Raw genomic sequence first — 21,463 nt, 5'->3', positions numbered from 1 at the left:
GCCAACGCCCTTGTGGGGCGACGCCCGCCACAAACGACCGCGCAGGGATAACGGACAATAATGGATCAGTTCGCAGGAAACGCCCGGCTGGGCGACCATCTCAGGGACGGCGACATCCGCGTGCTGCTGATGGTGCTGTATCACATGACCGGCGACGATCGCTGGCTGAAGCCGCCATACGCGCCGCGCCGCGACGTGCGGCTGATTCCCGACCCTGACGCGGGCCTGCCGCCGGATATCCAGGACGAGATCCGCGCGGCGATCATCGACGCGTTCAGCCGGCCGGACGCCCGGCCCGCCATCCCGGCGCCGGACGACGCGACGCTGCTGAAGATGATGGACGCCACCCTGGGCGAGCGGGTATCGCCGGAATACGCGCCGCTGATGCAGGAAGAGATGGGCTTTGTCTCGCGCGACGTGACCTGGCGGGCGCAACCGGACGCGGAGACCCTGCGCCGCCGGCATGTGCTGATCGTCGGCGCCGGCGTTTGCGGCGTGGCGCTGGGCGTGACGCTGGGCCGGCTGGGCATTCCTTACACGATCATTGATCGCAACGCCGACATCGGCGGCGTCTGGTACATGAATCGCTATCCAGGTTGCGGCGTCGATACGCCGAACCACTCCTATTCGTTCTCCTTCGGCGCGGCCTATCCGTGGAGCCGCTATTTCGTCCAGCGCGACGAACTGTACGACTATATCACCGGCATCGCAGACGAATTCGGCGTGCGCCAGCATTTCCGTCCGCGCACCGGGCTGACCGGCGCGCGCTGGGATGAGGCGCGCCATGTCTGGATGGCGACGCTGGAAACGCCGGACGGCGAGGAGACCCTGGAAACGCCCTGTCTGGTCAGCGCCATCGGCCAGCTCAACGACCCGTCGCGGCCGCCGTTCAAAGGCGAGGAAGCCTTCCAGGGGCAGATCCTGCACTCCACCGCCTGGAGCGACGACCTGGACGTGACCGGCAAGCGCGTGGCGATCATTGGCACCGGCGCGACCACCATGCAGATGGCGCCCAGCATCGCCGGCAAGGTTGCGGCGCTCGACATTTACCAGCGCACGCCGCAATGGGTGCGGCCAGTCAAGGGCTACGCCGACCCGATCAGCGACGGCGCCCAATGGCTGCTGGCGCATCTGCCGTTTTACGCCAAATGGTTCCGGTTCAACATGTTCTGGCGTTATGGCGACGGGCTGCTGCCGTTCCTGAAGATCGACCCGGAGTGGCCGCACCCGGAGCGGGCGGTGAACAAAACCAACGACCGCCACCGCCAGGAACTGGCCGACTTCATCCAGGCCGAGCTGGCCGGCCGGCCCGACCTGATCGCCAAATGCACGCCAGACTATCCGCCCTATGGCAAGCGCATCCTGCTCGACAATGGCTGGTATCGCATGCTGACCCAGCCGAACGTGGCGCTGGTGACGGACGCCATCGACCATTTCGACGCCACCGGCGTCGTCACGGCTGACGGAACCTCGCGCCCGGCCGACGTCGTGGTGGTGTCCACCGGCTTCCGCGTCACGGAAATGGCGGCGAAGCTGAACCTCACCGGCCGCGACGGCGTGACGCTCAAATCATTGTGGGGCGAGGACAACCCGTCGGCCTACCTGGGCATCTCCGTGCCAGGCTTCCCCAACTTCTTCAACATGCTCGGCCCGAACACCGGCCCGGGTCATGGCGGCAGCGTCATCTTCCAGTCGGAATGCCAGAGCCGCTACATCGCCTCCTGCATCGTGCAGCAGACCGAAGCCGCCGCGACCGCAGCCGAAGTGCGCCAGCAGGCGCATGACGCCCACGTGCAGGAAATCGATGACCTGCACCGGGACATGATCTGGTCGCACCGGGGCATGACCACCTATTACCGCAACGCCGCCGGCCGCGTGGTGTCGGTGATGCCATACCGCTTTGTCGATTACTGGCGCATGACCCACGACATGGACCCCGACGCCTATGAGTTCGCGCGGACGGGTTGAGGAGGGGCCGCCTCGACGAACAGGCCGCCCATGCCGATGAGACGCAGATAGACGGAGACCATCCGCTCCGCGTCCACATCGCTGCCAGGCGACTGCAACAGCATGGCCATGTAGTCCTGCATCCCCATCAGCAGATAGCCGAGCACCGGGATGTCCTCCCGGGAAAACCGGCCCAGCTCGTTCAGGTTCAGGCTGCGGCCGAGCGCCTGGCCATAGCCGGCCAGATAGGCCTCCAGGTGCCGCGCATAGGCGCGCGGCGCATGGATCTCCGCCTCGTGAAAGATGCGGATGAAGCCGGGGTTGAGCCGCAGATAATCGAAGTAGGCGCAGATGCGCTGCCGCTCGCGCTCCAGCCCGGTGACGCCGTGGGCGACGTTGGCGCGCAGGTGGGCGATCAGCCGCTCGCCGGCAATAGGCAGCAACTGGTCGAACAGGTCCTGCCGGCTGTCGAAATAATTGTAGAATGTGCCGTTGGCCACATTGGCCAAAGCGGTGATTTTGGTGATCGACGCGGCGGCGTAGCCCTCATTGCCCACCACCTGGATGGCTGCGGAAACGAGGGCTTCCAGCGTGTCGCTCTGCTTTTCCCGCCGTGTCCGCTTCCGCGTCTCTCCGCTCAACTCACTCTCCGCCTGAAACCAGCGCGCGGGCCGGCGCTGGCCGAGTTATAGAGCGTTTTCCGGCCCCCTGGATACCGCTTCGCGTCAGATCCAGTGCGCGCGGAACGCCAGACGCACGGATTCACCGGAGCATGTGGAAGGCACGGCGCGGCCAGGCCCGGCGTTTCGCGCATTCATACCAGAATGCGAAGATGCTGACGCGTCCGCATTCTGATTTGCTCAAGCGCCGCACGGGCTTCCCCAGTGCCCGGTGAGTCAGGCTCACCGGGCACTGGTATCAGTCGCGCTCCGCCCGCCGGTCGTCTTCGGCCCTCCCAAGTCGCCAGTAAGCGGCGGCGATCATGTCGCGCCTGTCGAAGCCGAGCTCATCGCGCCAGAAGGCCCGGATGGCCCGGGCAGCTGTGTGCTCGGTCCCGGCCATGGCGTAGACGCGTCCGGAGCCGGCGGGTGGGCGAATGGCGCGCACGGCGTCGGTCAGCGCGGTCGTTTCACCAGCCGCGGCAGCCCCGCGATGCAGCCAGCGCAGCTCGATATCCGCCGCGTAATGCAGCGGCTGCTCCTCGCTGGCGTCGGCCACTTCGACAAGAGCGACGCCGCGCGTCGTCGCCGGCAGGTTTTCCAGCAGCCGCGAGATCACCGGCAGCGCCGTTTCATCGCCGGCCAGCAGCACCCAGTCAGCCTCGGGCGCGGCGCGGCCCACGGGACCACGCACGCCGATCAGGTCGCCGGGTCTTGCCCGCGCCGCCCAGCGCGAGCCGACGCTTTCCGCCGGATCGCCATGCAACACGAAATCAACGTCCAGGGTTCCAGCAACTGGATCGACCTGGCGCACGGTATAGGTGCGCAGCCGCGGGCGCCGCGCTTCCGGCGGCCACACCGGCAGGCCGTCGGGCCCCGGGGTTGGCCATTCCGGCTGCGCCAGCCCTTCGGGCGGGATCAGCAGATGCAGGTGCATGCCGCCGGCGGCAAACCGCCCCAGATCGCGCCCTGCAAGGGTGACGCGGCGCATGTGCGGCGTCACGTCGACGATGCGGCGCACGGTCATCTCGCGAAAATTGGGGAAGACGCGGGCGTCGGCGCCGTCTCCGGTCCAGACGATGGCGGGACGCTCATCCCCGGCAAGGGCGATGATCTGGCTGGCCATCAGGCTCTTGAGGGTCGACAGCGCGCCTTCGTCCGGCGCCCGCAGGGTAACGACCAGACCAGATGGGGTTTCGCGCAGCGCGGCTTCGCCGGAAAACAGACTGGCGGTGACCCCACCCTCGTCCCGGCGGACAGAGGCGGCGCGGCCATCAAACAGCGCGAAAACGCGATCGATCAACGCGCCAGGGGCAGAGACGCTGACGCGCGTCTGGGCCTCGCAGGCAAAGGCTGCGGGCAACTCCCGGGTTTGCAGGGACATGCTGGATCTCCGGATGTGCAGACATCAACGACGCCATGCGCCACAGAGCCGCCGGACAAATCCTGATGAACAGCATTGCCAGCGCTCCTTGCGCCAGCGGGGTAGCCAATCGGAGATAATGTTTCAAATACTATGTTTTTTATTCTTTCTCATTCCAGAATATAAACAAGAACCCTTACAAAAAACTTGCCTCATCCCCTTCCGATTGTTCGATGCGCTGACATTGCCGCGCGCAAAAATAGTTTCGCAAAAAATCCGGGAACAGCGCGCCTCCCTATCGCGGGAGCGTTGCGCCGGGACTTTCCCGGCCGCAACGCCGTATGTCAGGCCGCCGCTCAGGAGCCCCGGAACACCGGCTGGCGCTTTTCGACGAACGCCGCGGCCGCCTCGCGATGGTCGGCCGTGCCGCCGGAGCGGGTGTGATTGATCGCCTCATTGTCGAAGCAGGCTTCGAGCGATGCGGTTTCAGCCATGTTGATGTTGTGCTTGATGTAGCCGAGCGTGACGCGCGGGCCATGCGCCAGCTTCAGGGCGTAGGCCCGCGCCGCTTCGACGAATTCGGCGTCATCCACCACCTCGTTCACCAGGCCAAGGCGCAGGGCGTCATCAGCGGTCAGCAGCGGCGAGGTGAAGTAAAGCTCGCGGGCTCTGGCGCTGCCGACAAGGCGGGTCAGAAAATAGGTTCCGCCGAAATCGCCGGACAGGGCCACCTTGGCGAAGGCCGTGGTGATTTTCGCCGACCGCGTGGCGATGCGCAGATCGCAGGCCAGGGCCAGCGACAGGCCGGCGCCCGCCGCCGCGCCATTGATGCCGGCGATCGTGGGTTTGCGCATGTCGTGCAGCAGGCGCGACGCTTCCATCCAGCCGCGCAGGCTCCAGGCGCGATCATCGGTCGAAAGCTCCCGGCCCTGGCCGCTGGCCATGGCCTTGACGTCGCCGCCGACGCAGAACGCCGGCCCGGCGCCGGTCAGCAGCACCGCATGGGCGTCCACATTGGCGGCGGCGCGCGCGGTGGCGGCCACCAACCCTTCGCACAGGGCCGGATTCAGGGCATTGCGATTTTCGGGGCGGTTCATGGTCAACGTCAGCAGCCGGTCCTCAAGCTGCTCGATGACGACATCCGACATGGTGTTTCCTCCTGATGCTTTCCGCTGGTCCGGCGGCCCGCAAGGTCGTCGCGGTCGCGCCGCCCGTTATTGTCGCGGAACGTCATTGGTCCCGCGCCATGGCCGCCGCGTCAACCACCGCAGCCACGCCGCGCGGCGCGGGCGCCAGAAAGGATTTGCGCCCGCAACGGGCCGCTTGCCTTCCCGCCGGCGCCGCATCAGCATTGCGCCCCAGGCTTTCAGTGAGGGAATCCGGTGGACACGGAACAGGGCCTTCTGCGCCTTTCGACTGGCGTTACATTCATCGTCGCCGCGATCGGCATCATTTTCGGCCTGCTCTCTGGCTCCTATGCCGTGATTTTCGATGGCATGTACGCCCTGACAGACGCGATCATGACCATGGTCGCGCTCATCGTGGCCCGGCTGATCGCCACCTCGACGGCGTCGGAGCCGGGCAACAACAATCTGGTGAAGCATTTCACCATGGGTTTCTGGCACCTGGAGCCGATGGTGCTCGGCCTGAACGGCATCCTGCTGACCGGCGCGGCGATCTACGCCTTCATCAACGCCATCGGCAGCATCATCGACGGCGGGCGCGAACTCGCCTTTGGTCCCGCCATTGTTTACGCGGTCATCACCCTGCTGATCACGGTGTCGATGGCGCTTTTCGAACACCGGCGCAACCGGACGATCCAGTCCGACTTCGTCGCCCTCGACGTCAGGTCATGGCTCATGTCGTCGGCGCTCACGGCGGCGCTGCTGGTGGCGTTCACCATAGGCTTTTTCATCCAGGGCACAGCCATGGAATGGTTGACGCCATACGTCGACCCGGTGGTGCTGGCGCTGGTGTGTCTGGCGATCATCCCCGCCCCGGCGGGGACAATCCGGCAGGCGTTCTCGGAGATCCTGCTGGTGACGCCCACCGATCTGAAGCAGCATGTGGACACGGTTGCGGAAACAGTCGCGCGCCGCCACGGCTTCGTTTCCTGGCGCTCCTATGTCGCGAAGGTCGGGCGTGGACGGCAGATCGAGCTGTATTTCATTGTCCCGGCCAACGACCCGCCGCGCATGCTGCGGGAGTGGGATCGCATCCGCGATGAAGTCGGGACGATGATCGGCGACGACACGCCGGATCGCTGGCTGACCATCGCCTTCACCACCGACCCCGAATGGGCTGACTGACGCCCGGACCCCGCTGCTCAGGTGGCGAGGAAGGCGCGCTGGCCGCCCTGAACGACCAGTGCGGTGAGATGGCCACTCTTCACCGCCCCCGTATCGACGCCGATGCGGTTGGCGCGCACCACAGGCTGGGAGCTGATGGTGTGGCCGTGCACGATTACTTTCGCGTGAAGTTGTTCGGTCTTGAGGAAAGGCGCGCGGATCCACATCAGATCGTCCAGGCTCTGGCGATCAAGCGCCACGCCGGGGCGGACGCCCGCGTGACAGAAGAAGAAATCGCCAAAGCTGACGGAATGCGCCAGCCCTTCGAGAAGCTGCCGGTGGGCGTCGGGAAACGCCGCCCGCAGGCGGGCGTGATCCCGCGACAGGGCGTCCGGGTCATCGGCATAATCCCAGAAATTCATGTCAACGCCGTAGGATCTGGCCGTTTCGGCACCGCCGTGATTGGCGAACACGCCCCGCAGGTCTGGCTGGTCAAGAAATGCCAGAAACGCGGCGTCGTGATTGCCAGCCAGCATGATGCGGCGCGGATCCCCCCGCAGCGACGACAGAATGTCGAGCACGCCCCGGCTGTCGGGGCCACGATCGACATAGTCGCCAAGATAGATCACCCGCCAGTCGGCGGCGCCGGCGCGCCTGATGTCCTCATCGATCAGCGCATGCATCTGCTCCAGCAGGTCGCGGCGGCCGTGGATATCGCCGACGGCGTACAATCGCAGTCCGTCCGGGCCGCGCGCCTGTGGCAGCGACACTGTTCCGGCCGCGTCTTCGCTCTCACCGTTCAAGCAACTGGTCCTTTCATGCATCTGGTTCTTTCGTGCGTCTGGTCCTGCCATGCGTCTGGTCTGGCATCCGGTTTTCACGCCGCCTCCGGGACGGCGCGCGCCCTGTCGGGGGAACGGCGTTCGCCTGGCGTGATGCGCCCGTCGCCGTCGAAATTCCTCCCCAATGTGCGCGCCAGAATGCCGGCTGGACGGGAGACATGGCCATGATGCGCGAACCGGTCAGACCCTGGCGCCCACAAGGCAGACGGGCGGGGCATGCCGGCGGGACATGCTCACGCCGGTCCTTCATGCTGGCCGGCGCCGGCCTTGCATTGTGTGCAGCCAGTCCGCCCCTGGCCAGTCCCCCGCTGGCGATGGCGGGGACGATCTATCCGGTCAGCCTCAGCGACGCTGAATGGCGCAGGAAGCTGACGCCGCAACAGTATGACATCCTGCGCAAGTCCGGCACCGAACCGGCGTTTTCCAGCCCCCTGAACAATGAGCACCGCGCGGGCGTTTTCAGTTGCGCCGGCTGCGACCAGCCGCTGTTCGATTCCAGAACCAAATTTGACAGTGGAACGGGCTGGCCAAGCTTCTGGAAGCCGCGCGACCAGGCCGTCGGCGAGGAGCAGGACCGGTCATTCGGCATGGAGCGAACAGCGGTGCATTGCGCCCGTTGCGGCGGCCATCTGGGCCATGTCTTCAGCGACGGCCCGGCGCCGACGGGGCTGCGATATTGCATGAACGGGCTCGCCCTTGCCTTCCGTCCCACGACGTCCTGACCAGGCGGACACGGTGGAGTGCGCATCATGAAGCGGTTGTTTCATTGTGGTTTTGTCACGGGAGCGGCGGCGTTACTGGCTGTCGCGGCGGCGGCGCCGGCCGGGGCGCGGGAGGGCGTGGCCATTCCCCCGCCGGCGCTGGACGAACCGGCGCCAGCCAGCGACCGGATGGCGACCGCCGTGTTTGCCGGCGGCTGCTTCTGGGGCGTGCAGGGGGTGTTCCAGCATGTGCGCGGAGTGGCCAACGCCGTCTCCGGCTACGCGGGGGGCGGCGCCGCCAGCGCCAACTATGAGGCGGTGGGCAACGGCGACACCGGCCATGCCGAGGCGGTGCGCATTACCTACGACCCCAGGCAGATCAGCTATGGCAGGCTGTTGCAGATCTATTTCTCGGCGGCGCACGACCCGACCCAGAAAAACCGTCAGGGGCCGGACGTGGGCTCACAATACCGCTCCACGGTGTTCGCGCAGACCCCCGATCAGGCGCGGCTGGCGAAAGCCTATGTGGCGCAGCTGGACGGCGCCCGCGTTTACGGCGCGCCGCTGGCCACCACCATCGAGAGCGACAAACCGTTCTATCCGGCGGAGAAATATCATCAGGACTACATGACCCTGAATCCACGCGCGCCCTATATCGCCTATTATGACCTGCCAAAGCTTGACCAGTTGAAACGGCTGTTCCCTGATCGCTACCGGGAGCAGCCCGTGCTGACATCGCAAGCGGGCGTCCAGTGACAGGAACATACGGGAGTTGCGCCATGGAGCCAGGTTTCACCGTCAGCGGTCGCATCGCGCGCCCGGCCAGCGCCGTCTTCGAGGCCGTTGTCGATCCTGAGCAGCTTTCAGCCTATTTCACCACCGGCGGCGCGCGGGGGCGGCTGGAGCCCGGCGCGACCGTGACTTGGGATTTTCATGATTTCCCAGGCGCCTTTCCGGTGCATGTCATCGACGTCGACAGGGACCGCCGCATTGTGCTGCGCTGGGACGCGGCGGAAGGCGCCGCGACGCCCGACGCCTCTGGCGCGCGGCTGACAACGGTGACCATGACCTTCGAGCCGCTGGATGATGACCGCACCCTGGTGCGGATTGCCGAAACCGGATGGTCCGAAACGCCGGAGGGGGTCAGGGCGTCCTACGGCAATTGCGAAGGCTGGACCGGCATGCTGTGCGCCATGAAAGCCTGGCTTGAGCATGGCCTCCGGCTGCGCGAGGGGTTTTACCGTTGATCCCTGCTCAAACCGGAGCGCGCGCAATCGCTCCTGCGGCTTTTTCCGCCCGGGCGCGGATCACCTCCAGCACCACGCCGTGGAAATCGTTGAGAAAAATCTGCCCCCACCAGTCGCAGTAAGCGTTGATGGGCGTGGCGATGCGGTATTGGGTCGTCAGGGTCAGCCGGGTGCGGCCGCCGGGGAGCGGCTCCAGCCGGTACGCGCCATCGGCGATTTTCAGATAGGCGCGGTCCAGCCTGATGTGCGCCTCGATGGCGCGCGGGATCGATTCCGGGCCGAAGCGGAAGGTCCATGACAGGGCGCGGTTTTCCTCCCAGCCGGTGACGATTTCCTGGAACGTGACGCCGCCGCTCCAGCGCAAATGGCGCACGGCGCCAACCCCATGCCCCTCCAGCCGGGCGTCGACCGGCTGGGGAACGCCGGCGACGCTGTGGCTAAAGGTGCGTTTCAGCTCCTGCGGGGCGATCTGGGGGATTTCGACCGTATGGCGCCAGACCTCCTGGGGCGGCGCGGCGATCTCGATGACGCTGGTCACCCGCCCGTCCCGCTCCGGCGCCGGCAGCATCGGCTCGATCGGCAGGCCGATCAGCGGCAGCACCACCAGCAGGCTGGCCCCACGCGGCGAGCGCCAGGCCCGCAGCGCCAGCGTGGCCAGGGCCGAGCCCGCGGCCGAAGCCACCAGGAAAACCGGCATGGCCATGACGACGCAAATGCCGCCCTCCTGGAACAGCGCGACGGAGAGGAGAACCAGCGCGGCGATAATCGCCCAGCCGATGCAGATGTGACGCCAGATGCTGCCCTGCCCGCGCGGATCAGCCAGAACCGTCATGACGCTGGCGATGCCCATCGGCATCAGGATCAGGCCGGAGATGGCCGGCAACACCTCCCGGTCGCCTGACCAGACCAGAAGATAGATGATGAGGCCATAGACCAGCGCGCCGACGGCGGCGGGCGCCAGACGCTCGCGCAAACCAGGCGGAGTTGAAGATTCTGGCGGAACGGCAGGTTCAGGCGGCGCGGCGGGTTCGGACTGGGACACGAGGACTTTCCGGAACGACGGGATGAACAGGCGGCGCGGGAACAGGCATCCTGGCGTTTGGACCGCGCGTCATCGGCCGCGTCAACCCTGGGGCGCGCCATTCCCTTCCGGCGGAACATGCTCTATCGACAAGGTCGAACCCATTGGGCGGAACCCATTGGAGGCGGAACCAGATGGAGCGGCGCGCGCGTCCGTCATCCGTCCGGGCGCCCCAGGGGGCAACCCGCTTTTCACGAAATCACCCTGGAGCGGGATGCGTTCAGGCTGAACCGCATCTCCGCTCCAACGCTTTGGTTTCGCATGATTTCTCACGGACAGGCGACATCCGCCCGTCCGCATCATGCCCTATCGCTGGAACTGTTCCGGGCCCGCCATGACGGACACACCGCGCGACACGATCGCCACGCGCATCAGCAAGGCGCTGGCCGACCGCATCATCTCGGGCGAGCTGGCGCCAGGCGCGCGGCTGCGTCAGGACCATGTGGCGGAAGAATTTGGCGCCAGCCACGTGCCGGTGCGCGAGGCGTTTCGCCGGCTGGAGGCGCAGGGGCTGGCGGTGAGCGAACCCCGGCGCGGCGTGCGCGTCGCCGGCTTCACCGTCGATGAGGTGCGGGAAGTCGCCGAAATGCGCGCGGCGCTGGAGGTGCTGGCCCTGCGCCACGCCGCGCCCAACCTGACCCCAACGATTCTTGACGCCGCCGAGGAAGCCTCCCGCGCCGGCGACCGCGCCCCGGACATGCACGCCTGGGAAGAAGCCAATCGCAATTTCCACACGCTGATCCTGACGCCCTGCCGCATGCCGCGCCTGCTCGCAGCCATTGAGGATCTGCACCTGGCCAGCGCCCGCTTCCTGTTTTCCGGTTGGCGCTCGGAATGGGAGGCGCCGACCGACCGCGACCACCGGGCGATTCTTGCCGCCCTGCGCGCTGGCCACGTGGAGCTGGCCGCCGCCATTCTGGCGCGCCATGTGCAATGGGTCGGCCCACGCGGCGCCCGCGCCGCATTACCCCGCAAGGCGAAGCCCGGCGGCTCCGCCTCTGGCAGGTGATTTTGCCGGAAGCGCGAAACTTTACCGGAAGTGTTTCGACAGCTTCAGGCTCTGGCCCTGGTAATTGGAGCCGCCCTCGCCATAGAGGGTCGCCGGGCGCTGCTGCATGCGCTCATAGACCAGGCGACCGACGATCTGGCCGTCCTCGATAATGAACGGCACGTCGCGCGAGCGCACCTCCAGCACCGCCCGGGCGCCGACGCCGCCAGCGGCGCTGTGGCCAAAGCCCGGATCGAAGAAGCCGGCGTAGTGGACCCGGAACTCGCCGACCAGCGGATCGAAGGGCGTCATCTCGGCCGCAAAGTCAGGCGGAACGGTCACGGCCTCGCGCGAGGCGAGGATGTAGAACTGGCCGGGATCAAGGATCAGGGCGCCAGAGCCATCGGCGTGCAGGGGCTCCCAGTAATCGGCGACGGCGCAGGCGCCGATGCGGTCCACATCCACCAGGCCCGTGAAGCGCCGGGCGCGATAACCGATCAGCCCGTTGTCGCCAAAGCCCGAGAGATCGACGCTGACGGCGACGCCGTTCTGGAACGAGGCGGCGGCCTGGTCCACCACCGGCTCGCGCGCGTGCAGCGCCGCCAGCTCCGCGTCGGTGAGGCGCGAATTGCCGGAGCGGAAGCGCACCTGGCCCAGCCGCGAGCCGGCGCGCACCAGAACCGGAAAGGTGCGCGGCGAAATTTCCGCATACAGCGGGCCGTTGTAGCCGGCGGGGATAATGTCGAATTCCTCGCCCTGATCGGTGATCAGCCGGGTGAAGACATCAAGGCGGCCGGTGGAGCTTTTGGGGTTGGCCGAGGCGGACAGGCCAGGCGGCAGCGCCAGCCCCTCCTGAATTTCGGCGATATAGACGCAGCCGGTTTCCAGCACCGCGCCCTGCTCCAGGCTGAAGCGGTGCAGCGCCAGCTGCTCCAGCCGCTCACGCACCGGGCGGCGGCCCGGCAAAAAGCTGGCCCGCACCCGCCACACCGTGGCGCCCAGCCGCAAATCGAGGCTGGCCGGCTGGACCTGACCCGGATCAAGCGGCTGCTGGACGCGCACCACGCCGGCGTCGGCCAGTTCACGAATGGTCTGGGCCGGCAGGATGCCGACAGGCTGTTTGCTGTCCACTGTTGGCCGCCTCATCAGGATCGCCGCGGGCGCGGCTCTTCACAGGCGCATACCATGGGCGTATGCGCGCGTCACCCGCCAGCGAATCGGTCGCCGCGCCCATCACCCGGAGAAACCGCCATGACTGCGCCGCAACCGGCCCACGTATACAAGATTTGCCCGCGCGACGGCTGGGAGGCGGCGCAGGCGGCGGGCGTCTTCGCCGGCGCGGGCATTGATCTGGTCGACGGCTATATCCACCTGTCAACGGCGGAGCAGGTTCGCGAAACCGCCCGCCTGCACTTTCATGGCCAGCAAAACCTGGCGCTGCTGGAGGTGGAAACCGCTGCGCTGGGCGCGAACTTGCGCTATGAGGCGAGCCGGGGCGGCGCGCTGTTTCCGCATCTTTACGGCCCCCTGCCCGTCGTCGCCGTGCGCCGGACATGGTTTTTGACCAATGACGCCGCTGGCGCACCCCTGATACCGGAGCTTTGACGTGACGTTCGGACTGTTTGAAGAGCTGGCCCGCAAGGCGATGTTCAACCTCGACCCGGAAACGGCGCATGGGTTGACCATCCGGGCTCTCACGGCCCTGCCGCTCCGCGCGCCGCCGCCGAACGACTCGCGCCTCGCCGTTTCCGCCTTCGGGCTGGACTTTCCCAATCCGGTTGGCCTCGCCGCCGGTTTCGACAAGAACGCCGAAGTTCCAGACGCCATGCTGGGCTACGGCTTCGGCTTCGTGGAGGTCGGCACCATCACGCCGAAGCCGCAGCCGGGCAATCCAAAGCCGCGCATCTTTCGCCTGACGCAGGACCGCGCCGTCATCAACCGGCTTGGATTCAATAACGCAGGTCACGCGGCGGCCCGCGCCCGTCTGCTGGCCCGCGCCCGCGACGCCGCCGGGGCGCGCGGAATTGTTGGCGTCAATATCGGCGCCAACAAGGACGCGACGGACCGCGCCGCCGATTATGTCGCCGGCGTGCAGGCTTTTGCCGATGTCGCCAGCTATTTCACCGTCAACATCTCCTCGCCCAACACGCCCGGCCTGCGCGATTTGCAACATGAGGCGGCGCTGGACGACCTGCTCGGCCGGGTGCTGGAAGCGCGCGACGCCATCGCCGCCAGGGGCAAGGCGCGCCGGCCGGTGCTGCTGAAAATCGCCCCGGACCTGTCGCTGGACGAGCTGGATGGCATCGTCGCCGTCTGCCGCCGGCGCGGCGTCGACGGCATGATCATTTCCAACACCACCATCGCCCGGCCGGAAACCCTGCGTGATCGCGATGTGGCGACGCAGCAGGGCGGCCTCTCCGGCATGCCATTGCTTGGCCCCTCAACGCGCATGCTGGCCAACGCCTGGCTGCGGGTGGAGCGCGCCTTCCCGCTGGTCGGCGTCGGCGGCGTCGACAGCGCCGACAGCGCCCTCGCCAAAATCCGCGCCGGCGCCACCCTCGTGCAACTGTATACGGGGATGATCTACAAGGGGGCCCACGTCGCCACGGCGATCAATCGCGGCCTCGCCGACCGCCTCGGCCGCAGTGGCGAAACCCTCGCCGCCCAGGTCGGCGCCGACGCCGCGGACGTGGCGCGGGAAGCAGCCTGACCGGATGGAAAAAACAAACCCCGCATCCTTCACGGAAGCGGGGTTTTCATCATCGGCGAGCCAGCGCCGGAAGGCGCATTACGCAAGGCGCGTTACTTGCGGAAGTTCATGATCCGCAAGATCAGCCAGATCGGCGCCACGACCATGGCGCCGTAGACAAACCACATGCCCACGTCGCCAAGCACGGCAAAACCATTGGCGATCAGGCGGCGAACAAAGCGCGCCACGCTCTCATAGAGCCCAACTGGCGTGATATCGAGAAACGCCATCGCCGCGCCAACCAGCACGGACAGGAAGACGAGGCGCGCCAGCACCGATATGGGCGAGCCGCCCAGAAAACCCGAAACGCCGCCACGGCCTTCAGCCATTGATCTTTCCCTTCAAGCCTTTCCGCCAGCCCCGCGCCGAACCCCGGCCGTTACGCCGGCGCGCCGGTTGTCCATGGCGCGGCGGCCATGCGGGCGGCGACGATCACCGCCTGGGTGCGGCTTTCCACGCCCAGCTTCTGCAGGATCGCGGACACATGCGCCTTGATTGTGGCCTCGGAGACGTTGAGCTCGTAGGCGATCTGTTTGTTGAGCAACCCTTCCGACAACATCATCAGCACGCGCACCTGCTGCGGCGTCAGGCTGGTCAGGCGGCGGGCAAGATCGGCCGCCTCGCGATCTGGGGCGGATGACATGTCAACGTCCGGCGGCGTCCAGGTGCCGCCGGCCAGCACCGCCGCCAGCGCCTCGCCCATGGCGTCCACCGACAGCGATTTCGGCACGAAGCCGGAGGCGCCGAATTCCATGCACTTGCGAATAACGCCTGGATCGCCTGCGCCGGACACCACCACCACCGGCACGCCCGGATGCTGGGCCCGCAGGTACAGCAGGCCGGAAAACCCCTGGGCGCCGGGCATGGACAGATCCAGCAGCACCACATCCGGGTCGTCGCCGCCATTCATCGCCGCCGTGGTCGCAGCGAAATCACCTGCCTCGACGATCTCCGCCTGAGGCATTATCCGCGCGATCGCCTGCCGCAAAGCGCCCCGGAACAGGGGATGATCGTCGGCAATGACAATGCGTGACGTAGTCTGCTCGATCACGAAATGGCTCTTTAGGCTGGTCATCGCGGGCATACGGGCCTGGTCCATGCACTGGAAACAGACGCGCCTGATGTCTGTCTAGCACGACCGGGCGCCATCACGCCAACCCCTCGCGACAACGCCCGACAGCAGCAGCCGGCGCCGCCGGCTTGACCATCCGCGCCCCATGCGCCAGGGAAAGCGCGTTGCAATCTCCGGAGCCACGTCTCCGGCCCCGCGCCCCACCGCTGGCGGCCGCCGGGAAAAGTCCGGGACGGCCCGGCCCTTTTGACAGGAGGGGCCAATGGCCTGGGCGTATCTTTTTGTCGCCGGACTGCTTGAGATTGTATGGGCTTATGCCATGAAAGCCTCGCACGGCTTCAGCCGGCTCACCCCCAGCATCATCACCATCGTCGCCATGATCGCCAGCTTCACGCTGCTGGCCTGGGCCATGCGGACGCTGCCGCTTGGCACCGCCTATATGGTGTGGACCGGCATCGGCGCGGCGGGCGCCTTCATCGTCGGCGGGCTGTTTCTTGGCGAGAGCCTCACGCCGATGCGCCTGGTCGCCGCCGGGCTGGTGCTGTCCGGCCTGGTGCTGATGAAGCTGGCGGAAGGCTGAGGCGCCGGCGCCGGCCGGTATTCAGAACCGCGCCGGCTCATAGCCTTCATCCAGATATTACATACAAAAATTGGACAATACGCTGCGAACGTGGTTTGCCCTGCGCGAGGACGCCTTCCCGACGCGGTGGGCTGCAAGCAAACCGGAGGCCGCCATGTCAGGCGACGAATACGTTTATGATGAAGCAACGGGCGAATGGATCAGCCCTGACGAAGCGGCGGCGCGCCAGCCTGCCGGCGGCGGCCGGGTGGTGCGCGATTCCGCCGGCAATGAACTGTCTGACGGCGACAGCGTCATCCTCATCAAGGATCTGAAGGTCAAGGGCGCCAACCAGACCCTGCGCCGGGGCACGGTGATCAGGGCCATCCGCCTCACCAACGACGACCAGGAAATCGACTGCCGGTACGAGGGCATTCGCGGCCTGGTGCTGCGCGCAGAGTTCGTCAAGAAACGCTGACACCCTGCCAAACGCTGAACTGCCAGCAAACGCCGGCTTGCCGGCGTCCGTTTTGGCGCGAAAGCCGTTCAGGCGGCGCTGCGCCTTGCTCCAGCGCCCTGGCGCGACCTGACGCCGGGGGCTGGCGGCGCGTAACCCACTACCGCCGCAGGATGCTCCGCAACGCCGGTGGGCGGGACAATATTTCCGCCCGACACATTTCTGCCGGCCTGCAATCGCGTAGACATGCGCAAGAAGCATGGGCAGACAATTCGCACGCGCAAGAAACAGCTTCGTATGCACTGCGCGCAGCTTCTCGCCAGCCCCACCGCCTGTGCAGAAAATGCCTGACAGTTCCGTGTGTTGACGGGGTGTATGCACGTCTGTAGTCTGGAAATATTATATTAAATAACAAATAACTATCTGGGAGAGGAATCAATGATCCGGATACCGGCTCTGAAAGTGCTGGCGGCCGCCGCTGGCGCCTGCCTGATCGGCGCACTGGCCGCCCATGCCGCCGATGACTGGCCGCGCAAGGAAATCACCCTCATCAACAATTACCCGCCGGGCTCGGCCACCGAGCTGACGGCGCGCGCCATTGCCCGCAGCATCGAAAAGACCATTGGCAAGCCGGTGATCATCAAGGCGGTGCCGGGCGGCGCCGGCCAGCTCGGACCGGCGGAACTCGCCCGCAGCGCACCGGACGGCTACACCATCGGCCTCGTCGGCTCGTCGTCCTATCTGACCGCGCCGCACATGATGGACATGCCGTTTGACGCCTGGAAGTCGTTCGACCTGATCGCCCAGGTCGCCGAGCTGCGCTACGGCCTTGGCGTACGCAAGGATTCGCCGATCAAGAGCGTTCAGGACGTTATCGACCAGTCGAAGAAAAAGCGGCTCACCTACAGCTCCACCAGCCCGAACAATGTGCTGCCGCTGTTCCAGATGGCCAAGCTGAACGGCGCCAATCTGCGCTGGGTGACGTTCGCGGGCGGCGCGGAATCCGTGCTTCAGGCGGTCGGCGGCCACGTGGACCTGACCCTGCAAAGCGCCACGGAAATGAAGCCGCAGATCGACGCCGGCAATTTGCGCCTGCTCGCATCGACCTCGCCGGAGCGCTGGCCCGATTACCCCGACGTCAAGACCCTGCGCGAACTTGGCTTTGATTACATCAGCTTCGGCCCGATGGGTTATGCCTTCCCCAAGGGCGTCGACCCCAAGGTGCGCGACAAAATGGAGAAAGCCTTCGAGATCGCCCTGAAAGACCCGGAGGTTCAGGACCAGCTCAAGAAACTTGGCGTCGCGCCCTCCTACCGCACCGGGGCCGAATTTTATGATCACATGAAGAAGATGGAGCCGCTGTTCATCCAGATCCTGACCGAAGCCGGCATGAAAACCCGGTGAGGCTCAGGGATGACAATTTCCGGAGCGCGGTGGACCGCGCTCGGCCTGTTCTGCGCCGCGGCGGCGGCGTTCTGGCAGGCAACGAAACTGTCGCGCTGGGGTTTTGACGGCCCGGGGCCCGGCCTCTATCCCCAGATCATCGCGGCGATCTGCATGGCGCTGGCGCTGCTCGTGCTGGTGCTGGACAGGAACGATCCGGCCCCCGTGGCCACCGATGACGATGAAGCGGTGGCGCGCTACGACCTGGCGGGCCCCCAGGAACGGCGCACATTTCACATCTATCTGCTGGCGCTGGCCGTGCTGGTGGCCGGATGCTGGTTCGCCGGCTTCATCGTTACCTCGCTGGCCGTCACCATCCTCACCATGCGCTTTGCTGAAGGGATCAGCTGGCGCGCCACGCTGGTCACCGCCGCCATCATCGCCTTGTCGGGGGTCACCCTGTTCGGCTGGCTGTTGCAGGTCAGCCTGCCGGAAGGTCCGGCCGATCTGGCGTTCCGCGCCCTGCTGCGTCAGGGAGGGCTGCTGTAATGGAAGGTCTGCTCGGCGGTTTCGCCACCGTCTTCCAGCCGGCGACGCTGATGTACTGCTTCATCGGCGTGTTTCTTGGCACCATTGTCGGCATTTTGCCCGGCCTTGGCCCGCTTACCACCATCGCCCTGCTGCTGCCCATCACCTACAAGATGGACGTCACCTCGGCGATCATCATGCTGTCGGGCATCTATTATGGCGTGGCCTACGGCGGCACCATCACCTCGGTGCTGATGCGCATCCCGGGCGAGGCCTCGTCGGTCGTCACCTGCCTCGACGGCTATGAGATGGCGCGCAAGGGCCGCGCCGGGGCAGCCCTTGGCATCGCCGCCATCGGCTCGTTCGTGGCCGGCACCATTGGCGTCGTCGCCGTTTCCTATCTGTCGCCGCCCCTGTCGCGCTGGGTGCTGGCCTTCGGGCCGGCGGAATACGCCATGGTGATGCTGGCGGGCCTGTCGCTGGTCACCTATTTTTCCAGCGGCTCGCGGCTCAAGGCGCTGCTCATGGCCGGCTTCGGCCTGCTGCTGGGCGCGGTCGGCTCCGATCCGCTGGCGGCGGCGCCGCGCCTGACCTTTGGCATATTCCACCTCACCGGCGGCATTGATCTGGCGCCTCTGGCCATCGGCCTGTTCGGCATTTCCGAAGTGCTGTCGATGGTGCTGCGCAAGAAAGAAAAGATACAGGTGCTGGCGCCGCCGTCCTCACTGCTCGGCTTCATGCCGAACCGCGAGGAAGCGCGGCGCTCGGTGGGGCCGGTGGCGCGGGGCACGGTGCTGGGCTTCATCGTCGGGCTCATTCCCGGCGGCGGCGCGGTGCTGGCCACCTTCCTGTCCTATGCCGTGGAAAAGAAGCTGTCGAAGCACCCCGAACAGTTCGGCAAGGGCGCGGTCGAGGGCCTGGCGGGTCCGGAATCCGCCAACAATTCGGGAACGGCGGGGGCCTTCGTGCCGCTGCTGTGCATGGGCGTGCCGGCCAACGCCATCACGGCGCTGCTGCTCGGGGCCTTCATGATCCATGGCGTCGCGCCTGGCCCGACGATCATGGAGCGGCAGCCGGAACTGTTCTGGGGCGTGATCGCCAGCATGTATGTCGGCAACGTCATGCTGCTGATCCTCAACCTGCCCCTGGTCGGGCTGTTCGTGAAAATCCTCGACGTGCCCCGCGCCTGGCTGGCGCCGGTCATCCTCACCGTCTGTCTGATCGGCGTCTATTCCACCAACAGCGCCGCCATGGACGTGCTGCTCGCCGTGATGTTCGGCGTCATCGGCTACATCCTGCGGCGCTACGGCTATGACCTGGGCATCGTCATTCTCGCCTATGTCCTTGGGGTAATCTTCGAGCGCTCGGTGCGCCAGGCGCTGGCGATCTCGGACGGCGATCTGGGCATCTTCGTTTCCAGCCCGCTGACCATCACCTTCGCGGTGATCACCGCCGTGCTGGTGGGCCTTGCCTTTGTGCCCAGAAAGCGCGCGCCAGGGCCGGCGGACGCCGCCATCGCGGCAGCGGAGGCATCGCAACTCAAATAGGCCGGCCAGCAACGGCCAGCGCCAACATCACGGGCGGCGCGCTTCCGCCATGGAGCGCGCCGCCCGTCATTCCATGTCCGCAAGTCATTCCATCTCAAAGCGAAGCCCCGGCGATCCGCGCGCGCCAGAACGCGGCGCGCTCCTTCAGCTGCGCGTCGCGCGCCCAGCTCTCCTCACAGGGCTCCAGCCGCTCCAGCACCTCGAAGGTAAAAACCTCGGGGCCGTGCGCCCGCCAAGCCGCCTGCAGGGAGCGGTTGGGATGGGAGCCCTGCCCGAGCGTGAACCAGATGCGGTTCCGCACCCGGTCCACATCCGGCCAGCCGCCGACCCATGCTTCACCAGTGGCCGCGCACCGCACCGCGAAAATTCCGGCGTCGACATCGCGTTTCTTCCAGGCCTCGATCGCCTGCTTTTTGTCCAGTGCGCTCATGCCGCCGCCCCTCATCGTCACGTCATGGCCGGCTTCGCGCCGAAGCGGCCTTGCGCTCTATTATTATACGGGTATAAATAGCGCAATATTTTTATCTGGGTGAAATTTATGAGCGACAATGACGATAACCCATGCACGGCGTTCGCCGGCTCCCGCCTGCTCTGTTCAGGCCCGCTGGCCGAGGTGGCGGCGCGGGTTCGCGAGGCATGGCAGGCCAACCCGGCGGACACGGTGCTGACCTTCAGCGACAAAACGGGAAAGCTGGTGGATATTGACCCGCGCGGCGACGGCGAAATGGCTGCTGAAACGCCAAAGCGCGGGCGCGGCCGGCCGAAGCTGGGGGTGGAGCCGCGCGAGGTTACGCTGCTGCCGCGCCATTGGGAATGGCTGGGGCGCCAGCCCGGCGGGGCGTCCGCCACCCTGCGCCGGCTGGTCGAAGCCGCCCGCAGGCAGGCAGGCGCCAGCGACGATGCGCGAGCGCGGCGCGAGGCCGCCTATGCGTTCATGCACGCCATGGCCGGCGACCTGCCGGAATATGAGGAAGCGATCCGCGCCCTGTTCGCTGGCGATGCGGCCGGGCTGCGGGCGCGCAGCCGGGCCTGGCCCGCCGATATCGCCGGGCACGCCCTGCGCCTTGCGGGCCAGGACAACAGGCCAGAATAACGGCCATCGCGCCTGCCCCTGAACCGGGGCGCCGCGCCCATGGCCGCTGGCGCGGCGCCCCGCTATCGTCAGGTCATTTCGTCGTGTAGCCGCCATTCACCAGGATGGTCTGGCCAGTCATCCACCAGCCGTCCGAAACGAGAAAGCGGATCCACGGCGCGATGTCCTCGATATGGGTGAGGCCGGTGGGGGTGAATGCCGACAGGGCCGCCGCCGTCTTGTGATAGGCCACCGCATCCGCGCCTTCGGCCGGGTAGAAGAACGGCGTATCCATGGGGCCAGGGCCAATGGCGGTAACGGAGACGCCGCGCGCGCCAAATTCCTTCGAGGCCGCCCGGGTGAAGTGTTCGACCGGCGCCTTGGTTCCGGCGTAGCTGGAATAGAACGGCGTGTAGGCGCCCAGCAGCGACGTCACCAGGGTGCAGATCTTGCCGTTGTCATTCACATGCCGGCCCGCTTCCTTCAGGAAGAAGAAGGCCGCCTTGGCGTTGACGGCGCTCATCTCGTCGTATTCGGCCTCGGTGATCTCCACCATGGGCTTCTTCAACACCTTGCCGACCGTGTTGATGGCGATATCCGGCCGGCCCACGGCGGCGACAGCATCGGCGAACAGCTTCGCCACCGCGCCGGCAGTCGTGAGATCCGCCTGCAACGCCACGGCCTCCGCGCCCGCCGCGCGCACCTCCGCCACCGTAGCGTCGGCCTCCGCCCTTGAGCCGGCGCTGTTGTAGTGAATGACAACGGCCCGGGCCCCATGGGCCGCCAGATCACGGGCGACGAGGCCGCCCAGGTTCTTGGCGCCGCCGGCGATCAGGACGGTTTTTCCGCGAATGCCGTGATCTGTTGTTGCAGGACTGGTCATGGCCCGGTCTCCAGACAATGCGCGACTGCGTCAGGCCGCCGCTTCCATAGCAACAACCTAAATATCCACATTGTCAGATAAACCTGCATATTCTGAC

24 protein-coding genes are annotated in these 21,463 nt (G+C 66.6%); 14 read left to right on the top strand and 10 right to left on the bottom strand.

Going from position 1 to position 21,463, the window contains the following annotated elements:
* The first annotated feature begins 60 nt into the window (after positions 1-60).
* On the top strand, positions 61-1,968 hold the full coding sequence (locus ACERNI_RS11905; RefSeq protein WP_448833505.1) for a flavin-containing monooxygenase: 1,908 nt from the start codon (positions 61-63) through the stop codon (positions 1,966-1,968).
* On the opposite strand, the gene ACERNI_RS11900 is transcribed toward ACERNI_RS11905, so the two are convergent.
* From ACERNI_RS11900 to ACERNI_RS11890, 3 genes are all read right to left on the bottom strand, one after another.
* Positions 1,944-2,588: a TetR/AcrR family transcriptional regulator gene (locus ACERNI_RS11900; RefSeq protein ID WP_448833504.1), complete on the bottom strand. Its 645-nt coding sequence runs from the start codon at positions 2,586-2,588 to the stop codon at positions 1,944-1,946. The two genes, ACERNI_RS11905 and ACERNI_RS11900, sit on opposite strands and share 25 nt — an antisense overlap.
* Before the next feature lie 277 nt (positions 2,589-2,865).
* Positions 2,866-3,990, bottom strand: a complete 1,125-nt coding sequence (locus tag ACERNI_RS11895; protein WP_448833503.1) for a DUF2218 domain-containing protein — start codon at positions 3,988-3,990, stop codon at positions 2,866-2,868.
* A 335-nt stretch (positions 3,991-4,325) separates the two neighbouring features.
* On the bottom strand, positions 4,326-5,117 hold the full coding sequence (locus ACERNI_RS11890) for an enoyl-CoA hydratase (RefSeq protein WP_448833502.1): 792 nt from the start codon (positions 5,115-5,117) through the stop codon (positions 4,326-4,328).
* A gap of 234 nt (positions 5,118-5,351) precedes the next feature.
* Here ACERNI_RS11890 and ACERNI_RS11885 point away from each other — a divergent pair, with 234 nt between their 5' ends.
* Positions 5,352-6,278, top strand: a complete 927-nt coding sequence (locus ACERNI_RS11885) for a cation diffusion facilitator family transporter (RefSeq protein WP_448833501.1) — start codon at positions 5,352-5,354, stop codon at positions 6,276-6,278.
* A gap of 17 nt (positions 6,279-6,295) precedes the next feature.
* Here ACERNI_RS11885 and ACERNI_RS11880 read toward each other — a convergent pair whose 3' ends face one another.
* Entirely contained in the window at positions 6,296-7,060 is a 765-nt protein-coding gene (locus tag ACERNI_RS11880; protein WP_448833500.1) for a metallophosphoesterase family protein, read from the bottom strand.
* A 353-nt stretch (positions 7,061-7,413) separates the two neighbouring features.
* On the opposite strand from ACERNI_RS11880, the gene msrB reads away from it, so the two are divergent.
* The 3 genes from msrB to ACERNI_RS11865 are packed head-to-tail and all read left to right on the top strand — an operon-like array spanning position 7,414 to position 9,047.
* Positions 7,414-7,821: a peptide-methionine (R)-S-oxide reductase MsrB gene (gene msrB, locus ACERNI_RS11875; protein WP_448833564.1), complete on the top strand. Its 408-nt coding sequence runs from the start codon at positions 7,414-7,416 to the stop codon at positions 7,819-7,821.
* Between the two features lie 27 nt (positions 7,822-7,848).
* Positions 7,849-8,556, top strand: a complete 708-nt coding sequence (gene msrA / locus ACERNI_RS11870) for a peptide-methionine (S)-S-oxide reductase MsrA (RefSeq protein WP_448833499.1) — start codon at positions 7,849-7,851, stop codon at positions 8,554-8,556.
* 23 nt (positions 8,557-8,579) lie between these two features.
* Positions 8,580-9,047, top strand: a complete 468-nt coding sequence (locus ACERNI_RS11865; protein ID WP_448833498.1) for an SRPBCC family protein — start codon at positions 8,580-8,582, stop codon at positions 9,045-9,047.
* Positions 9,048-9,054: 7 nt separating this feature from the next.
* Here the strand turns inward: ACERNI_RS11865 and ACERNI_RS11860 are convergent, their stop codons facing one another.
* The gene (locus tag ACERNI_RS11860) at positions 9,055-10,089 is read right to left on the bottom strand and encodes an SRPBCC family protein (RefSeq protein ID WP_448833497.1); all 1,035 of its coding nucleotides are present in this window, start codon (positions 10,087-10,089) and stop codon (positions 9,055-9,057) included.
* A gap of 373 nt (positions 10,090-10,462) precedes the next feature.
* Between ACERNI_RS11860 and ACERNI_RS11855 the strand changes: the two genes are divergently transcribed.
* Positions 10,463-11,137: a GntR family transcriptional regulator gene (locus ACERNI_RS11855; protein WP_448833496.1), complete on the top strand. Its 675-nt coding sequence runs from the start codon at positions 10,463-10,465 to the stop codon at positions 11,135-11,137.
* Between the two features lie 21 nt (positions 11,138-11,158).
* On the opposite strand, the gene ACERNI_RS11850 is transcribed toward ACERNI_RS11855, so the two are convergent.
* The gene (locus ACERNI_RS11850) at positions 11,159-12,247 is read right to left on the bottom strand and encodes a 2'-deoxycytidine 5'-triphosphate deaminase (protein ID WP_448833495.1); all 1,089 of its coding nucleotides are present in this window, start codon (positions 12,245-12,247) and stop codon (positions 11,159-11,161) included.
* Between the two features lie 120 nt (positions 12,248-12,367).
* On the opposite strand from ACERNI_RS11850, the gene ACERNI_RS11845 reads away from it, so the two are divergent.
* Together ACERNI_RS11845 and ACERNI_RS11840 are read left to right on the top strand one after the other, a co-directional pair.
* The gene (locus ACERNI_RS11845) at positions 12,368-12,721 is read left to right on the top strand and encodes a DUF952 domain-containing protein (protein WP_448833494.1); all 354 of its coding nucleotides are present in this window, start codon (positions 12,368-12,370) and stop codon (positions 12,719-12,721) included.
* A gap of 40 nt (positions 12,722-12,761) precedes the next feature.
* Positions 12,762-13,826, top strand: a complete 1,065-nt coding sequence (locus ACERNI_RS11840) for a quinone-dependent dihydroorotate dehydrogenase (protein WP_448833563.1) — start codon at positions 12,762-12,764, stop codon at positions 13,824-13,826.
* 92 nt (positions 13,827-13,918) lie between these two features.
* Here the strand turns inward: ACERNI_RS11840 and ACERNI_RS11835 are convergent, their stop codons facing one another.
* Both ACERNI_RS11835 and ACERNI_RS11830 read right to left on the bottom strand, forming a co-directional pair.
* Positions 13,919-14,194, bottom strand: a complete 276-nt coding sequence (locus ACERNI_RS11835; RefSeq protein ID WP_448833493.1) for a DUF6460 domain-containing protein — start codon at positions 14,192-14,194, stop codon at positions 13,919-13,921.
* A 50-nt stretch (positions 14,195-14,244) separates the two neighbouring features.
* Entirely contained in the window at positions 14,245-14,940 is a 696-nt protein-coding gene (locus tag ACERNI_RS11830) for a LuxR C-terminal-related transcriptional regulator (RefSeq protein ID WP_448833492.1), read from the bottom strand.
* Positions 14,941-15,199: 259 nt separating this feature from the next.
* On the opposite strand from ACERNI_RS11830, the gene sugE reads away from it, so the two are divergent.
* The 5 genes from sugE to ACERNI_RS11805 all read left to right on the top strand — a co-directional run bounded on the left by sugE (position 15,200) and on the right by ACERNI_RS11805 (position 19,411).
* Complete coding sequence (gene sugE / locus ACERNI_RS11825) at positions 15,200-15,517, top strand: quaternary ammonium compound efflux SMR transporter SugE (protein WP_448833491.1); 318 nt, start codon at positions 15,200-15,202, stop codon at positions 15,515-15,517.
* A gap of 154 nt (positions 15,518-15,671) precedes the next feature.
* Positions 15,672-15,974, top strand: coding sequence for an alkylphosphonate utilization protein (locus ACERNI_RS11820; protein WP_448833490.1), 303 nt, complete (start codon positions 15,672-15,674; stop codon positions 15,972-15,974).
* A gap of 417 nt (positions 15,975-16,391) precedes the next feature.
* Complete coding sequence (locus ACERNI_RS11815; RefSeq protein WP_448833489.1) at positions 16,392-17,357, top strand: Bug family tripartite tricarboxylate transporter substrate binding protein; 966 nt, start codon at positions 16,392-16,394, stop codon at positions 17,355-17,357.
* A gap of 9 nt (positions 17,358-17,366) precedes the next feature.
* On the top strand, positions 17,367-17,885 hold the full coding sequence (locus ACERNI_RS11810) for a tripartite tricarboxylate transporter TctB family protein (protein WP_448833488.1): 519 nt from the start codon (positions 17,367-17,369) through the stop codon (positions 17,883-17,885).
* Positions 17,885-19,411 carry a tripartite tricarboxylate transporter permease gene (locus ACERNI_RS11805; protein WP_448833487.1) on the top strand — a complete coding sequence of 509 codons (1,527 nt, stop codon included), beginning with the start codon at positions 17,885-17,887 and terminating at the stop codon, positions 19,409-19,411. Before ACERNI_RS11810 ends, ACERNI_RS11805 begins: the two co-directional genes overlap by 1 nt.
* A 94-nt stretch (positions 19,412-19,505) precedes the next feature.
* On the opposite strand, the gene ACERNI_RS11800 is transcribed toward ACERNI_RS11805, so the two are convergent.
* A complete protein-coding gene (locus ACERNI_RS11800) occupies positions 19,506-19,841 on the bottom strand; it encodes a GIY-YIG nuclease family protein (protein WP_448833486.1) in 336 nt (111 codons plus the stop codon).
* 108 nt (positions 19,842-19,949) lie between these two features.
* On the opposite strand from ACERNI_RS11800, the gene ACERNI_RS11795 reads away from it, so the two are divergent.
* A complete protein-coding gene (locus ACERNI_RS11795) occupies positions 19,950-20,504 on the top strand; it encodes a DUF2239 family protein (protein ID WP_448833485.1) in 555 nt (184 codons plus the stop codon).
* 73 nt (positions 20,505-20,577) lie between these two features.
* Here the strand turns inward: ACERNI_RS11795 and ACERNI_RS11790 are convergent, their stop codons facing one another.
* Entirely contained in the window at positions 20,578-21,366 is a 789-nt protein-coding gene (locus ACERNI_RS11790) for an SDR family oxidoreductase (RefSeq protein ID WP_448833484.1), read from the bottom strand.
* Positions 21,367-21,463: the final 97 nt, after the last annotated feature.

The organism is Camelimonas sp. ID_303_24, assembly GCF_053543495.1.
The sequence above is the reverse complement of the archived record's forward strand: the minus strand, read 5'-3'. Positions and strand labels throughout refer to the sequence as shown.

Excerpts from the sequence above, each read along its gene's own strand:
- ACERNI_RS11855 (WP_448833496.1), top strand. The coding sequence starts at position 10,463 with ATGACGGACACACCGCGCGACACGATCGCCACGCGCATCAGCAAGGCG.
- ACERNI_RS11890 (WP_448833502.1), bottom strand. The coding sequence starts at position 5,117 with ATGTCGGATGTCGTCATCGAGCAGCTTGAGGACCGGCTGCTGACGTTG.
- msrB (WP_448833564.1), top strand. The coding sequence starts at position 7,414 with ATGGCGGGGACGATCTATCCGGTCAGCCTCAGCGACGCTGAATGGCGC.
- ACERNI_RS11840 (WP_448833563.1), top strand. The coding sequence starts at position 12,762 with ATGTTCAACCTCGACCCGGAAACGGCGCATGGGTTGACCATCCGGGCT.
- ACERNI_RS11820 (WP_448833490.1), top strand. The coding sequence starts at position 15,672 with ATGTCAGGCGACGAATACGTTTATGATGAAGCAACGGGCGAATGGATC.
- ACERNI_RS11895 (WP_448833503.1), bottom strand. The coding sequence starts at position 3,990 with ATGTCCCTGCAAACCCGGGAGTTGCCCGCAGCCTTTGCCTGCGAGGCC.
- ACERNI_RS11795 (WP_448833485.1), top strand. The coding sequence starts at position 19,950 with ATGAGCGACAATGACGATAACCCATGCACGGCGTTCGCCGGCTCCCGC.
- ACERNI_RS11865 (WP_448833498.1), top strand. The coding sequence starts at position 8,580 with ATGGAGCCAGGTTTCACCGTCAGCGGTCGCATCGCGCGCCCGGCCAGC.
- ACERNI_RS11830 (WP_448833492.1), bottom strand. The coding sequence starts at position 14,940 with ATGACCAGCCTAAAGAGCCATTTCGTGATCGAGCAGACTACGTCACGC.
- ACERNI_RS11815 (WP_448833489.1), top strand. The coding sequence starts at position 16,392 with ATGATCCGGATACCGGCTCTGAAAGTGCTGGCGGCCGCCGCTGGCGCC.
- ACERNI_RS11805 (WP_448833487.1), top strand. The coding sequence starts at position 17,885 with ATGGAAGGTCTGCTCGGCGGTTTCGCCACCGTCTTCCAGCCGGCGACG.
- sugE (WP_448833491.1), top strand. The coding sequence starts at position 15,200 with ATGGCCTGGGCGTATCTTTTTGTCGCCGGACTGCTTGAGATTGTATGG.
- ACERNI_RS11835 (WP_448833493.1), bottom strand. The coding sequence starts at position 14,194 with ATGGCTGAAGGCCGTGGCGGCGTTTCGGGTTTTCTGGGCGGCTCGCCC.
- ACERNI_RS11800 (WP_448833486.1), bottom strand. The coding sequence starts at position 19,841 with ATGAGCGCACTGGACAAAAAGCAGGCGATCGAGGCCTGGAAGAAACGC.
- msrA (WP_448833499.1), top strand. The coding sequence starts at position 7,849 with ATGAAGCGGTTGTTTCATTGTGGTTTTGTCACGGGAGCGGCGGCGTTA.
- ACERNI_RS11790 (WP_448833484.1), bottom strand. The coding sequence starts at position 21,366 with ATGACCAGTCCTGCAACAACAGATCACGGCATTCGCGGAAAAACCGTC.
- ACERNI_RS11810 (WP_448833488.1), top strand. The coding sequence starts at position 17,367 with ATGACAATTTCCGGAGCGCGGTGGACCGCGCTCGGCCTGTTCTGCGCC.
- ACERNI_RS11905 (WP_448833505.1), top strand. The coding sequence starts at position 61 with ATGGATCAGTTCGCAGGAAACGCCCGGCTGGGCGACCATCTCAGGGAC.
- ACERNI_RS11845 (WP_448833494.1), top strand. The coding sequence starts at position 12,368 with ATGACTGCGCCGCAACCGGCCCACGTATACAAGATTTGCCCGCGCGAC.